This is a genomic window from Phycisphaeraceae bacterium (genome assembly GCA_020639155.1).
Lineage (GTDB): Bacteria > Planctomycetota > Phycisphaerae > Phycisphaerales > UBA1924 > JACKHF01.
On the sequence record JACKHF010000001.1, the window covers coordinates 1,396,484 to 1,410,759 of the forward strand.

The window sequence follows — 14,276 nt, forward strand, 5'->3', positions numbered from 1 at the left end:
CCAAACCTGTGGCATAGTACAACATCGCGCACGCAGCGGTTTGCGGCAGGGAGGTTACTGATGCTCAAAGGCAATGGCAGGCTCGGATTGGTTGTCACATTGGTTATCGGTTCATGCACTTTTTTCGTATCGGCTGGAAGAGCCGATAGACCAGGTGAGGAGCGCCGCGCTCCGACACCGTTGGTGTTTACAGTGCTTGATACCAACACCACGCTCTCGCACAACGACGTGTACTCGATCGGCTCGCAGCGCCAGTACGGCACGTACGAGGTACCGATCGGGATCACCAACAACGACTCGGGCGATGTGGGTCTGGTCGATGTGAACATCGCGTTGTCGGCTGACGACTGGATTGTCGAGCAGGACCCGACCGGCCAGATGCTCAACCCCGGCGAGACAGCATACCTCCGCCTCAGACTGCAGACGAACACCACCTCGTCGAGCGCGCTCACGTGCCCCGTGGTTGTGACGAGTTCGGCTGGCAGCACCTCGTTCGATCCGTTCGTGTTCACCCTCAGCGCAGCCAGTGTGGACGCCGAGGACGAGGTGGCCGATTCACCCGACCTTGGCTCTGGCACGGGCAGCACGGTGCCAAGCTGGCCCATGATGGGCGCAGCCGTCACGCTGCCAAAGCCCGCAGCGAACTTCACACGCGCACCGCACCAGTTCATCGGCTGGGACCTTGACACAAACGCTGCGACGACAGACTCCTTCTATCTCGGTGTGCATGCTGCGATGGAGGGTGGCATCAATCGAGTCGAGTTCTACCTGAACGGCACCACAACAACAGTGACCGAGGAGGTCATGGAGCCGGGCGTCGCGACAGCAGATGGCGTGCCCGGGTACTACGTCGAGATCGATCCGGCGAACTTCACCGGGACCGATGTCAAGAAGATCGAGGTGTACGCTCGCGTCTTTTCCAACGCGGGGCAGTCAACGGCGAGCAGCGCAAAGATCGTCCCACGCATCATCGGGCCGTGGATCGGATGGGTCTTCCCCAGTGGCGTCGCACCGTATGAGATCGACTGCACACCAAGTGTGAACCCATACGCTCACGATGATGATTTGAACGGTGGTGGCACACCTTTGTGGGAGGCACTGCTCGCACTCAGCAACTCGTCCAGCTATGGAGGAGTGACGCTATCGGGCGCTCCTGACAAGCCCATTGTGCTCAATCTTGCCGAGGGTAACCACGTCCTGCCTTCTTCGTCGCACAAGTACTGGGTTGACAACGGCTCGACACTCACGCTTTATAGCATGCAGGGATTTGCAAACTGGGATATGCCGCTTGTGATCCACCCCGATACAAACGCGGATCCCGAAGACATCGATCTGTATGCGACAGCGAGGCCCTCCACAGAACCAGCGACCGACTGGTCAGGACTTCGCGTTCCGTATTGCGTGATTTCTGACCTGACCTTTGATCAGGCAAACATTGCCGCGCTGCGATGCACGGCAGCGGATGTTGATGAGACACGCTACAGCCAGTACACATTTCTGGACTGCGTCTTCACCGACAGCAACGGCCCGCACGTGCTCTATGACCCGTTCCACGAAGTGGCTGACAACCCAACCCATGCGGGTACACGACCGCCTGAGTTCCTGCAGCGACTGCTCACAAGCCCGTACGCGGATATGTATCTGGAGGGTGGCGAGTTTACAGACATCCATCGCGGTGTTGTCAACACCACCTTTGTGCGCAATGTGGACTTCACGAACATCGCTGGATCGATGTCGAACAACGTGCAGGTGATGTTCAACGTGCATGGCGAGGACATCAATCCGAGCCCATACCGCCGCGATGTCCCCGTGGGTGTACTAGAGTTTGTCGGTGCATTCCCGAGCGGTACACCTTCGACAAACACGAACCAGTATCGTGGCGTACGAAAGGCCGGAGGAAATACTGGTCAATATAGTCTCAATCCACTTGGAACAGATGTTGCGAGTGGAGCATTGCTGCTGTATGACCAAAATAACTCTATACCCACCTACATTATTGCGTTAGATGGAAGAACATCGTGTTTGCTGCCAGACAACTGGACAACGGTGTACCCAAATCTCTGCAATACTGGCTGGTACTCAGTAACAACACTCGCAGAACTTGTTGAAACACTTGAATCGATTGCGGCTAATGACACGGATTGGACGTTCACCCGGGACTCGTGCGGGATCGGGTCGTCGTTTGACGGTGTGAACGGGATCGCTGCCATCCATTTGACAACGCCGTGTGTTACCGGCGTTGGTGGTTTTCCGTTGTCATCTACATCTGGCATCCCAGACAAGGACACGGTTGGCTTACTCACAACGGCAGTGGACGTGCACACCGAGGTGTTCCAGTGGTTCCAGCCGGGAGGATTTATTGATAACCGCACGTACTGGGGCATTGACTACGTGCAGGAGAACGAGCCGGGCAGTGACCCTGTGTGCACAGACTACGGATGCCGCGAGGTCAACTACACCGGCGCGTTCCAGATCCTCCAGTCCACGAACGGGCAGGGTGTGTACAACTCTTCTATCACAAGTGTTCGGTTGACTATGCGGGATGATGTTCTGAACTCATTCCAGCCAGCATCACTGTCTGCAACAATGCAGAATGTCCTATTGAGCAATCTCACGCTCGATGGTGTTTCTCTTGCGACGACAAATCATCCCAGCACTGAGCCCGCAAATCTCTTTGCACCGAAGTGGGTGACCATACGAGACTCCTATATTGCCGCACTGACAGTGAAAAACCCCATTGCAGATTCAACGCCAACTTCTAGTTGGAACCTCATTAACTTCAACTCCTCATCGCACTGCACAAACCTTGCCAGCGGGAGCCCCACCCTGACCGTGTTTGGCACGGATCGGATGTATGTTGCCAACTGCCACTACGACAGCGCGTGTCAGCTTGAGTCCTACGCAACAAACGGCACTGTGCTTGGTATGTATTGCGGCTCTGCACCTTCGAGCATGACATCGACAACGCAAGATCCGGCCAACAGCTTCAATGCTCGTGGTACCTATCCACTCAATGACGACGGCCGGTGCTCGTGGGGTCATCTGCCGAAGCTCTCATCGAACGGGAATCCGATCATCAGCCAGTCGCCGCTGCTCAATCGTGTCGATCCTCCCCATGTCAAGTTCTATCTTGGTGGCTCGATCATCGATTCGTGCGATCCCATCGGTGCGTTGCCAGCGGTCAGTCAGGAGTGAGGAGAAAGATGAGGAAGTTCAATATGACATCCCGTGTGAGAAATGTTGTTACTCTGTGCGCGTCATTGTTGATAGCCGGTGCTGTGAGTGCGCAATCGATCTTCACGGGGTTGGGTGACTTGCCTGGAGGATTCACATCAAGTGGCGCTTGGGGATTAAGCGGTAACGGACTCGTTGCTATAGGGATTGCGAACTCGTCCAACGGCGGTGAGGGGTTCCGCTGGACAAAATCAACAGGAATGTCTGGACTCGGAGTGCTTCTTCCAAGCAACCCGTTGAGTTTGGCATATGCAACTAATCTGAATGGTGAGGTTGTAGTTGGAGTTTCAGAAAGTTCAACAGGATCGGAGCCTTTTCGCTGGACCGAAGCTGGAGGAATGGTTGGTCTAGGACACTTATCGGGAACTAGTGGGGTTGGCGCAGCGTGGGGAGTAAACGCCGGTGGCGATGTGGTTGTTGGGTACAGCTACGGTCCCAATGGCAGAGAGGCGTTCCGATGGACCGAGTCCGGTGGCATGCAGGGGCTCGGCGATCTTGCAGGCGGCATCTTCGACAGCTGGGCGTATGACGTCAGTGCCGATGGGAGTAGAGTCGTTGGATCTGGATACACATCAACTGATGAAAAACCATTTCTTTGGATGCCCGGCACTGGTATGCAGGATCTCGGTGATCTACCGGGTGGAATCTCTGCTGGCGCAGCAAGCGCAATCAATGATATTGGTAGTGTCATTGTTGGTGCATCGCATTCGACCAGTGGCAAGGAAGCATTCCGCTGGGAGAGCGGGCAGATGGTCGGTCTTGGTGATCTTGCAGGCGGTGAGTTTTCAAGCATTGCCAGAGACGTAAGCAATGATGGTACTGTAATCGTTGGTGAGGGCACTACTGAAAACGGGCGCGAGGCGTTCTACTGGACCGAGACGCTTGGCATGGTCAATCTGTATGACTATCTCATTTCAGAGGGAGCAACCGGGCTGGACGGCTGGATACTTGAATCAGCGCGCGGCGTGAGCACAGACGGTCTGACTATCACCGGCACAGGCATTAACCCACTCGGCCAGTTCGAGGGCTGGGTTGCGCACATCCCCGCGCCGTCGTCGTGCGTGGTGCTTGCGATTGGTGGTGTGCTTGTGTCGAGACGCAGGAGATAAGACCGCTCGCGCTTCGACACCGCTCAATGACGACGGTCGGTGCTCGTGGGGTCATCTGCCGGGATTGTCATCAAGTGGGAATCCGATCATCAGCCAGTCGCCGCTGCTCAATCGTGTCGATCCTCGCCATGTCAAGTTCTATCTTGGTGGCGCGCTCATCGATACGTGCGATCCCATTGGTGCGCTGCCAGCGGTCAGCCAGGAGTGAAGAAGGAGAGAGAGTGAACATGTTTTTCTTTTCTATGAGATATGCAGGTATAGCCACCCTCTGGTTCTGCGCCACTGCTGCTGCGCAGCCGAGTTTTATTCCGCTCGGTGCGCCACCAACCAGCACGCTGCACAGCTTCGGTCTTGGCATAAGTGGTGATGGCACCACCGCAGTCGGGTTCGCCGGATTGACTCCCGGAGACAACCGAGCGTTCCGGTGGACAGTGCAGACCGGGACCGTTGGGCTCGGCTCGCTTCCCGGTGGGAATGATGTGAGCCACGCGCAGGGTGTGAACTACGACGGCTCGGTGATCGTCGGTTTCGCGGTCGGGAGCACCGGCGGTGAGCCGATGCGATGGACCGAAGCGACTGGCATGGTCGGGCTTGGCGCGCTCCCCGGTGGCTCGTTTCTAGGTGAGGCGTACGGCACCAACGACACGGGCGATGTGGTTGTTGGGTTCAGCTTCGGTGCCAATGGCAGAGAGGCGTTTCGATGGACCGAGTCCGGCGGTATGCATGGACTCGGCTCGCTCACCACAAGCAACATCTACTCGTGGGCCTACGACGTGAGCAACGACGGCGATACCGTCGTTGGTTTGGCTGTTGATTCAAACGGTGTATCGCGTCCGATGCGATGGACATCGTCTGGCGGCATGTCTGTGCTTGGAGATTTACCTGGTGGCAGTCTGAGTGGCTTTGCATCGGCCACGAACAGCGACGGTTCAGTTATCGTGGGTGGTTCATCCTCATCGAATGGTGGCGAGGCGTTCCTGTGGAAGAACGGTGTGATGATGGGACTCGGTGATCTGCCGGGCGGAGCATTTGCAGGAAGCGCGCTGGGTGTGAGCGAAACAGGTGAAGTTGTTGTTGGGGTAAGCGAAGGACCAGCGATGATTGCAGAGGCGTTCTACTGGACCGAGATGCTGGGCATGGTCAACCTGAAGGACCATCTGCTCAGTCTTGGTGTGAACGGACTTGAGGACTGGACGCTCAACAGCGCGCAGGGTGTCAGCGCCGACGGTCTGACCATCACCGGCATCGGCTTCAACCCGCAGGGTCTCAAGGAGGGCTGGGTTGCGCACATCCCTGCGCCGTCGTCGTGCGTTGTGCTTGCGATTGGTGGCGTGGTTTCGTCGAGGCGCAGGAGATGATAAAGCCAGTCAGTGGAATGGTTCTCGGCTTGATCTTCATACAGGCTGTTCATGCGCAGCCGAGTTTTTTTGGAGTTGGTGAGCTTCCGGGCGGTCTCGTTGGCAGTGGCATCTTCGGGCTCAGTGGCGACGGCTCGACCGCTGTCGGCGGCAGCGCGACTGCGCCCGGACTCAGCGGCGCGTTCCATTGGACGGCGTCAGCAGGCATCCAGGCATTGCCATACCCGTCCGGCGGATCTGGCGTGATCCAGGCATTTGCTGCAAACCAGACAGGCAATGTTGTTGTTGGCCACAGCTCGCTCCAGAGCGGTGCGCAGATTCCCGTCATGTGGAAGAACGGCGGAACAGCGATTGATCTGGGCTCGCTCGGTGGGTTCAGCGGTCAGGCGCACAGCGTGAACAGTTCGGGCACTGCGGCTGTGGGGTTCAGCTTTGGTCCCAATGGAAGAGAGGCGTTCCGCTGGACCGAAGCAGGCGGCATGGTCGGGCTCGGTGATCTTGCCGGTGGTGCGTTCGACAGCTGGGCGTTTGATATCAGCGACGATGGAAACACAGTGGTGGGGACTGCGCAAGGAGCAAATGGATCTCGTTCATTTCTGTGGACGCAATTGACTGGTATGCAGGCAATTTCAGCATTCGCTAACGAAATTGATGGAGCAGCGACAGCGATCAACGGTGCGGGAAATGTTGTTGTTGGCGGATCATGTTCTGCGGAGACTACATGTGACGCATATCGATGGGAAGATGGTGTCGCCGTTCTTCTCGGTGACCTTGCTGGTGGTGTCCATTGGAGTGTGGCAAGAGGAGTCAGTGACGATGGAGCAACCATTGTCGGCGATGCCACAACTTCCTCAGCATTTGGGCCCGACACGGCGTTCTACTGGACCGAGCAACTCGGGATGGTTGATCTGAAGGAGCATCTGCTGAGTCTTGGCATTCTGGGAGTAGAAGGCTGGACACTGGAAAGTGCGCAGGGAATCTCTGATGATGGACTCACCATCGCTGGCATGGGCATCAACCCGCAGGGGTTCAACGAGGGCTGGATCGCGCACATCCCCGCGCCATCGTCGTGCGTGGTGCTTGTGATTGGTGGTGTTATCGCGTCGAGACGCAGAAGGTAAGGCCGCTCGTGGTTCGACACCGCTCAATCACGACGGTCGGTGCTCGTGGCTCGCGCGATCTTCAAGCGGGCAGTGCGCTGGGAGCTGATCGAGTCCAGTCTGTTCACTGGTTTGCGCGTCGGATCGCAAGCGAACCCGGACCGGTCGGCCTACGTCAGCCGCGAGACGATTCGTGCGGTGCTTGACGCGTGCCCCGATGCGGAGTGGCGCAGCACACACCGCGACCGTTCGCACTGATTCGCACCAATCGATGAAAATGCCGAGAAATACAGGGGTTTTGCGAGCCGACGCGAACACACGCGAATCGACTACAAACAAAGAAAGTGGGCGAAGAGGGATTCGAACACTCCCAAAAAACACTATGTTTTTTGATGGTAGCGCGCAAAGCGGCGCAGAATCCGGCGCACTTTTTCCCAATTCGATCCCGGACACGTCCTCGCCCCAAGCCCCGGCATCGCCCACCGATTCTGATCTGGCTGAGGTGATGGCTGCGTGGGATGCACTCCCGGAGGCTGTCAAGGCGGGCATCGTGGCGATGGTCCGGGCGGCTGCGCCGGCGCGGTCGTGAGTAAGCAGACGAGCGAACTCAGAATTAACCTTTCGCAGCCGGAAGAACTTGGCGTGGAGTGGTCGGTTAAATGGTAAACGCCCACTCTTTTGACTGGTCTCGCTGCTTCTCAAACATTGGCAGTCCTACGAATCAGGTCAAATACCGATGGGGCTTGGATAAACCTACGACGATGCCTACATCTCCAAGCTTCGATGTAGTTCATTGCTAGTAGGTAAATTTCCCTATCTGGACATCGCCAAATAGAGCCTGGTCGTCGAAGTTGCGCGGCTTCAGAGTATTGCTAAGGGTACTAGGGACCACCACCAATGGCATCAACCTCAATAATCGAGTAGAATCTAGTACTGCTATATAGTAGAAGATGTGCGCGCCACAGTCATCACGGAGCATGGATGCTGACTTCGTTCGAGCCAAAGCTGGTCATGACGATTGATGAGCTTGCTGCCTTCCACAATGTGACAAAGTTGACACTGAACACACCTGTGCCATTCAACAAGGGCAAGGGCGGAACGTGCTGGGGATTCAGTCGGCAAGCAATTGATGAATTGCTGACGAACCTTGATTGAGAGGATGATCCGCAATGAGCAGTGAGTTCTTTGCAAAACCAATTCTCAACTCCCCTTACGAGTATCCGTTGCGCCATTGGGAACTTGATGAGAACGGCCAACCGACAAATCGCATTGTCGAATCGCGACGCCGAGCCGAGTTCGTCACGCCAATTCCCAAGCCGAAGAAGCGACGTGGCAATGCTGCTCAAGAGGAGTTGGTATTCAATGAGGCCACTGAAGTGTCCTCTGATGAGCAGCGCTACGAGACGATGTCGATCGTCAACGACGTTCGTTCTCGCGTCGATGCGTGGCGACAGTTGAAGAATCCAAACGACTGGCGTGTGACACCAGAGACCACAAGACTATTGCAACACTGGCGTCATCATGTGTTCAGCACACTTCGACCATTCTTTTGTCAGGTAGAAGCCGTCGAGACGTTGATTTGGCTTAGTGAAGTTGCTCCTCATCTTGGGAAAGAAGCCCGTTTCTTCCTCGATCACTTTGAATGCGCGAGCGAACAAGCAAACCCTGGTTTGCAGCGACTTGCACTGAAGCTCGCCACCGGCGCGGGCAAGACAACTGTCATGGCCATGATAATCGCATGGCAGACGATCAATGCCGTCAGGCGGCCGAACAGCAACCGGTTCACTAGAGGATTCCTCGTGGTGGCGCCCGGGTTGACGATTCGAGATCGACTTAGAGTCCTTCAGCCGCACGACCCAGATAGCTATTACAGGAGTCGCGAGCTTGTGCCCAACGACATGCTTCCCGATCTGGATCGAGCGAAGATTGTGATTACGAACTACCACGCTTTCAAGCTGCGAGAAACGATGCAGTTATCAAGCGGTGGCAGAGCGCTGCTCCAGGGGCGAGGCGAAGAGCTGCTAACAACTGAAACTGAAGGGCAAATGCTGCAACGGGTCATGCCTGATTTGATGGGCATGAAGGGTGTCGTGGTCCTCAACGACGAGGCGCACCATTGTTATCGCGAGAAACCTGGGGATACAGACGAGGACGAGCTCAAGGGCGACGACAAGAGGGAGGCAGACAAGAATCGAGAAGCCGCGCGCCTATGGATTTCTGGCCTCGAAGCTGTAGGCCGCAAACTCGGCCTGCTGCGCGTGGTTGATCTATCGGCCACTCCGTTCTTCTTGAGAGGGTCCGGATACGCGGAAGGCACACTCTTTCCGTGGACGACAAACGACTTCTCACTGATGGATGCGATCGAATGCGGCATCGTTAAGCTCCCTCGCGTCCCGGTTGCAGACAACATTCCGGGTGAAGACACGCCGGTATTTCGCGAACTGTGGAAACATATCGCCAAGCAGATGCCCAAGAAAGGCCGTGGGTCGAGTGGTTTTATCGATCCACTTGCTATCCCGGAGAAACTACAAACAGCACTCGAAGCCTTGTATGGGCACTATGCCAAGACCTACGAACTGTGGGAGAAGGAAGGCATCAATGTGCCGCCATGTTTCATTGTTGTTTGCCAGAACACAGCGATTTCCAAGCTGGTTTTCGATTTCATTTCTGGCTTTGTCAAACCCAACGAAGATGGAACGGAACAGCTTATCGAGGGTCGACTACCTTTGTTCCGAAACACCGATGAGCATGGTAATCCTCTTGCTCGGCCACGGACGCTCCTGATCGATAGCGAACAGCTTGAGTCAGGAGAAGCACTCGACAAAGACTTCAGGGATAAAGCCAGCGATGAGATTGATCGTTTCCGGCGCGAGATCGTGGAGCGCACCGGAGACCGAAAGGCAGCCGACAAAATTACGGACCAAGATTTACTCCGTGAAGTCATGAACACCGTGGGCAAGCAAGGGCGACTGGGTGAGTCCATTCGGTGTGTTGTTTCTGTTTCGATGCTTACAGAAGGCTGGGATGCGAACACGGTTACCCATGTAATCGGTGTTCGTGCGTTCAAAACGCAGTTGCTTTGTGAGCAGGTGATTGGTCGGGCGCTCCGTCGTCAGTCGTATGAACTCAACGAAGAAGGTCGGTTCAATGTTGAGTATGCCGATGTGCTCGGCATCCCATTCGACTTTAATGCCAAGCCGGTTGTCGCACCACCGCAGCCACCGCGACCGACAGTGCATGTGAAAGCCATTCGACCCGACCGCGACCAACTGGAGATCACGTTCCCGCGAGTTGAGGGGTATCGTGTAGAACTTCCCGAAGAGCGACTCACTGCCAAGTTTGACAGCGATTCAACACTTGAACTAACACCAGAGCTCGTTGGTCCCACCGTGACAACAAACGAAGGGATCATCGGCGAAGGTGTAGACCTCACGCTCGTCCACACAGGCGATCTTCGCCGATCGACGTTGCTGTTCCATCTCACCCAGCGATTGCTCTTCACGAAGTGGCGTGACCCAGGCGAAGATCCAAAGCTCCACCTCTTCGGGCAACTCAAGCGAGTCACCAAGCAGTGGCTCGACAATCATCTTGTGTGCAAGGGTCAGACGTACCCTGCTCAGCTCATGTATCTCTCACTTGCCGACATGGCATGCGAGCGAATCACCAGGGGTATTGTCAGGCAGCACATCGGGGATACTCCGATCAAGGCAGTTCTCGACCCATACAACCCGACAGGGTCATCTGCATTGGTCAACTTCAACACCTCAAAGACGGACCGATGGGAGACCAGTGCCCAGCGATGCCACGTCAACTGGGTGATTCTTGATAGTGACTGGGAGGCTGAGTTCTGCCGTGTCGCAGAAGCGCACCCGAAGGTCGTCGCATACGTTAAGAACCACAACCTTGGCCTCGAAGTGCCATATCGCTATGGCTCTGAGTCACGCAAGTATCGTCCCGACTTTATCGTGCTGGTGGACGACGGGCACGAACCGAACGCTGACGGCACACCGAACCTCCTGCACCTTGTGGTCGAGATCAAGGGATATCGGCGCGAGGACGCGAAAGAAAAGGCAGGCACAATGCGCGACTACTGGGTTCCCGGCGTGAACAACCTGCGTTCCTTCGGCCGGTGGGCGTTTGCAGAGTTCGTCGATGTCTACGAGATGCAGGCAGACTTTGAGGCGAAGGTTCAGGAACACTTCAACCGGATGATCGATACTGCGGTTTTGACACTGCGGGATGCCGCACAGACTGAGGAACACGTGTGACGATGGCCAAGAAAAAGACCACAGCAAAGACCCGCAAGAAGACCGCGCCAAAGAAGGTCGAGGCGATCACCCACGATGACGCGTCGCGGAAGAACATTCCGACCGCCGAGTACCAGTCCGTGATGACGACCGAGCACCAGTCGCCCATCCGCGTTGCGTACGAGCGGCGCAATCGCGATCTTGACCCGCAGCTGGTCTGGCGCGGCAAGGACGAGCAGGACTGGTCCGATCTTGTCGTTCAAGCGCCGCCGCTCTTCATCCAGGAGAAGGTCCATCCGAAGGTGCTGGTCGATGATTTGCGCCGTCGCACCGAAGCAGACGAGCGCGATGCCGAGCCGCAGATGGACCTGTTCGCCGACTTCAACGGCGTTCCCGAGGGCAACGCCAAGACCGAGTTCTATCAGCACGATGCCAACTGGACAAACCGCATGATTCTTGGTGACTCACTCCAGGTCATGGCATCGCTCGCAGAGCGCGAGGGACTGCGCGGCAAGGTCCAGTGCATCTACCTCGATCCGCCGTACGGCATCAAGTTCAACTCGAACTTCCAGTGGTCTACAACTTCTCGCGACGTGAAGGATGGCAAAAAGGACCACATCACGCGCGAGCCCGAGCAGGTCAAGGCGTTCCGTGACACCTGGCGCGACGGGATCCACACGTACCTGACATATCTGCGCGATCGGCTGACCGTGAGTCATGATTTACTGAATGAGTCTGGATCTATTTTTGTCCAGATTGGCGACGAGAATGTGCATCGTGTGCTTGCAGTGCTCGATGAGGTGTTTGGTCCAGGCAACCGACTTGGGTTAATCCTGTTCAAGAAGACAGGCGGGCTTTCAGCGAAGCATCTTGCTTCGGTCGGAGACTATATCCTCTGGTACGGAAAAGACGCATCGCGGACGAAGTTCCGACCACTCTTTAAGAAGAAGCTTCCAGGCGAGGCGGGTGCGACACAGTTTCGATACAAGCTTGATGAGCTAGGCAATCTTCACGAGGTCGACTTTTCAGTTGCCTCACAGCTTCCAGCAGAAGAAGTAGTGTACCACGACAATTTTACATCTCAGAAGCCAGCATACAACTTCGAGTTTGCCGGAAGACGATTCACAAAGCCATTCAAGCCGTCGCCAGACAACCTCCCGCGCGTATCACGTGCAGGGCGGTTCTTGGTTGTAGGCAACACTCCGCGATACCTCCGTAAACTTGCGGATTTCCCGGTTTATGAGATAAACGAGCTGTGGGACGACCTCGCAATCAGTGGATTTGCTGATCAGAAAGTTTATGTTGTTCAGACCTCGCCCAAGGCTATCGAACGTTGCTTGCTCATGGCGAGCGACCCTGGTGACCTCGTCCTCGATCCCACTTGTGGTTCCGGGACGACGGCCTATGTGGCGGAGCAATGGGGCCGGCGGTGGATCACCATTGACACGTCGCGCGTGTCGCTTGCGCTCGCTCGCGCACGGATCATGGGCGCTCGGTATCCGTTCTTTCTGCTGGCTGATTCGAAGGACGGCGTCGAAAAGGAAGCCGCGGTCACCCGGAGCGATCTGCCTGAGGGCTATGCGAAACGACATTATGCTGGAAATGTCCGGCACGGATTTGTGTATGAGCGTGTACCGCATATTGGGCTAAAGGCGATCGCGAACAACGCAGAGATCGACGTCATCTGGGAGAAGTTTGAGGCGAAGCTCCAGCCTGTTCGCGAGAAGCTGACGGGGGCGATCCCCGCGAAGTGGCTTGCTGAGTATCGCAAGAGACAGAAGTACACGGCCGATGTTCCGGCGGAGTTGCAGGAATGGGAGATCCCGCGCGAGCAACCGGAGGATTGGCCAGGCGCGTGCAAGACACTCCTTGACGAGTTCTGGAAGCTGCGCATTGCGCGCCAGAAGGAGATCGACGCGAGCATCGCAGCGAAGGCTGACTTCGAGTATCTGTACGACAAGCCCTACGAGGACAAGAAGAAGGTGCGCGTGGCTGGGCCGTTCACGGTCGAGAGCATCAGCCCGCATCGCACACTCGGCGTGGACGAGGATGATGAGTTGATCGATCCGTTGAAGCCAACGGGCACACCCGGTGACAGCGAGGATGCTGTGGACTTTGTTGAGATGGTGCTCGAAAACCTTCGGAGCACCGGCGTCCAGCAGGCGCACAAGGAAGATCGAATCTTGTTCTCGTCGCTCACTCCCTGGCCGGGGCATTTCATCTGTGCCGAGGGAAGGTACGTTGAAGCTGACAGCGACACCGAGAAGCGTGCTGGGATTTTGATCGGTCCCGAGTTTGGCACTGTATCAAGACAGGATCTGGTGGCTGCAGCGCGCGAAGCGGGAGATGCCGGGTTCGATGTGCTCATCGCGTGCGCGTTCAGCTACGAGGCGCACGCGACGGAGTTCAGCAAGCTCGGACGCATTCCGGTTCTCAAAGCGAGAATGAACGCCGAACTGCACATGGGCGGAGAACTTAAGAACACGGGCAAGGGGAACCTGTTTGTCATCTTCGGGGAGCCCGATATTGGTGTGTATGAAGGGGGTAGCAAAGCACTCGAAATAGAAGTACAACGACGTCAAGACAGACTCCCAGAGATAAAGCAAACAATTAAGATGTTGGAAACAGATGTGAAGTCGATCAAAAGAATAAAAGATAAAACAGAAGACCAAGTGGAACGCCTAACCGCTGTCAAGACTCAGCTTTATAACCTTGAGCGGGAAAAGGATCGTGCAAATGTTCTCATTGATTATGCCCCAGCTGTACCGAAGGGGCAGTTGTTTGTAGAACTCTACGGTGTAGATGTCTTTCACCCATCAAGCGGTGAAGTCCTGAGCGATAGTGCCGACGGTATCGCGTGCTGGTTCATCGATACCGACTACAACGAGGAGAGCTTCTTTGTCCGACATGCGTACTTCCTCGGGCAAAGCGATCCATACAAAGCACTCAAGACAACACTCAAGGCTGAGATCAACGAGGAAGCATGGGCGACGCTCAACAGCGATACGTCACGGCCGTTCAAGAAACCCAAGGGCGGGCGGATCGCAGTGAAGGTTATCAATCATCTCGGAGATGAGGTCATGAAGGTGTTTCGGGTGGAGTGAGCATAAACAAGACAAAGGTTAGAAAAGTACTGTGGCGATCTTATTGGCCAAGAATAACATGACAGGTGACACCAGTGAATACCAATGGTTCATTTGATACGCGATATCGAAAGCACCGTTCGCA

The 14,276-nt window shown here is 55.9% G+C and carries 10 protein-coding genes; all 10 read left to right on the plus strand.

What is annotated here, in order from left to right:
* Positions 1-60 precede the first annotated feature (60 nt).
* The 10 genes from H6815_05965 to H6815_06010 all read left to right on the plus strand — a co-directional run bounded on the left by H6815_05965 (position 61) and on the right by H6815_06010 (position 14,152).
* The gene (locus tag H6815_05965; GenBank protein ID MCB9859985.1) at positions 61-3,195 is read left to right on the plus strand and encodes a hypothetical protein; all 3,135 of its coding nucleotides are present in this window, start codon (positions 61-63) and stop codon (positions 3,193-3,195) included.
* Between the two features lie 8 nt (positions 3,196-3,203).
* A complete protein-coding gene (locus H6815_05970) occupies positions 3,204-4,343 on the plus strand; it encodes a PEP-CTERM sorting domain-containing protein (protein ID MCB9859986.1) in 1,140 nt (379 codons plus the stop codon).
* Complete coding sequence (locus H6815_05975; protein MCB9859987.1) at positions 4,321-4,551, plus strand: hypothetical protein; 231 nt, start codon at positions 4,321-4,323, stop codon at positions 4,549-4,551. The genes H6815_05970 and H6815_05975 overlap by 23 nt, the downstream gene beginning before the upstream one ends.
* Before the next feature lie 19 nt (positions 4,552-4,570).
* The gene (locus H6815_05980) at positions 4,571-5,701 is read left to right on the plus strand and encodes a PEP-CTERM sorting domain-containing protein (protein ID MCB9859988.1); all 1,131 of its coding nucleotides are present in this window, start codon (positions 4,571-4,573) and stop codon (positions 5,699-5,701) included.
* On the plus strand, positions 5,698-6,822 hold the full coding sequence (locus tag H6815_05985) for a PEP-CTERM sorting domain-containing protein (GenBank protein ID MCB9859989.1): 1,125 nt from the start codon (positions 5,698-5,700) through the stop codon (positions 6,820-6,822). The genes H6815_05980 and H6815_05985 overlap by 4 nt, the downstream gene beginning before the upstream one ends.
* A gap of 45 nt (positions 6,823-6,867) precedes the next feature.
* On the plus strand, positions 6,868-7,059 hold the full coding sequence (locus H6815_05990) for a hypothetical protein (protein ID MCB9859990.1): 192 nt from the start codon (positions 6,868-6,870) through the stop codon (positions 7,057-7,059).
* Between the two features lie 124 nt (positions 7,060-7,183).
* Positions 7,184-7,390 (plus strand): hypothetical protein, encoded by a 207-nt coding sequence (locus H6815_05995; protein MCB9859991.1) that lies wholly within the window; start codon positions 7,184-7,186, stop codon positions 7,388-7,390.
* Positions 7,391-7,782: 392 nt separating this feature from the next.
* Positions 7,783-7,956, plus strand: a complete 174-nt coding sequence (locus H6815_06000) for a hypothetical protein (protein MCB9859992.1) — start codon at positions 7,783-7,785, stop codon at positions 7,954-7,956.
* Positions 7,957-7,970: 14 nt separating this feature from the next.
* The gene (locus H6815_06005) at positions 7,971-11,069 is read left to right on the plus strand and encodes a DEAD/DEAH box helicase family protein (GenBank protein ID MCB9859993.1); all 3,099 of its coding nucleotides are present in this window, start codon (positions 7,971-7,973) and stop codon (positions 11,067-11,069) included.
* A gap of 2 nt (positions 11,070-11,071) precedes the next feature.
* A complete protein-coding gene (locus H6815_06010; GenBank protein MCB9859994.1) occupies positions 11,072-14,152 on the plus strand; it encodes a site-specific DNA-methyltransferase in 3,081 nt (1,026 codons plus the stop codon).
* Positions 14,153-14,276: the final 124 nt, after the last annotated feature.

Bases quoted from the DNA above. Each gene is read 5' to 3' on its own strand.
- H6815_05985 (MCB9859989.1), top strand. From the start codon at position 5,698: ATGATAAAGCCAGTCAGTGGAATGGTTCTCGGCTTGATCTTCATACAG.
- H6815_05995 (MCB9859991.1), top strand. From the start codon at position 7,184: ATGTTTTTTGATGGTAGCGCGCAAAGCGGCGCAGAATCCGGCGCACTT.
- H6815_05965 (MCB9859985.1), top strand. From the start codon at position 61: ATGCTCAAAGGCAATGGCAGGCTCGGATTGGTTGTCACATTGGTTATC.
- H6815_05970 (MCB9859986.1), top strand. From the start codon at position 3,204: ATGAGGAAGTTCAATATGACATCCCGTGTGAGAAATGTTGTTACTCTG.
- H6815_06005 (MCB9859993.1), top strand. From the start codon at position 7,971: ATGAGCAGTGAGTTCTTTGCAAAACCAATTCTCAACTCCCCTTACGAG.
- H6815_06010 (MCB9859994.1), top strand. From the start codon at position 11,072: ATGGCCAAGAAAAAGACCACAGCAAAGACCCGCAAGAAGACCGCGCCA.
- H6815_05980 (MCB9859988.1), top strand. From the start codon at position 4,571: ATGTTTTTCTTTTCTATGAGATATGCAGGTATAGCCACCCTCTGGTTC.
- H6815_06000 (MCB9859992.1), top strand. From the start codon at position 7,783: ATGCTGACTTCGTTCGAGCCAAAGCTGGTCATGACGATTGATGAGCTT.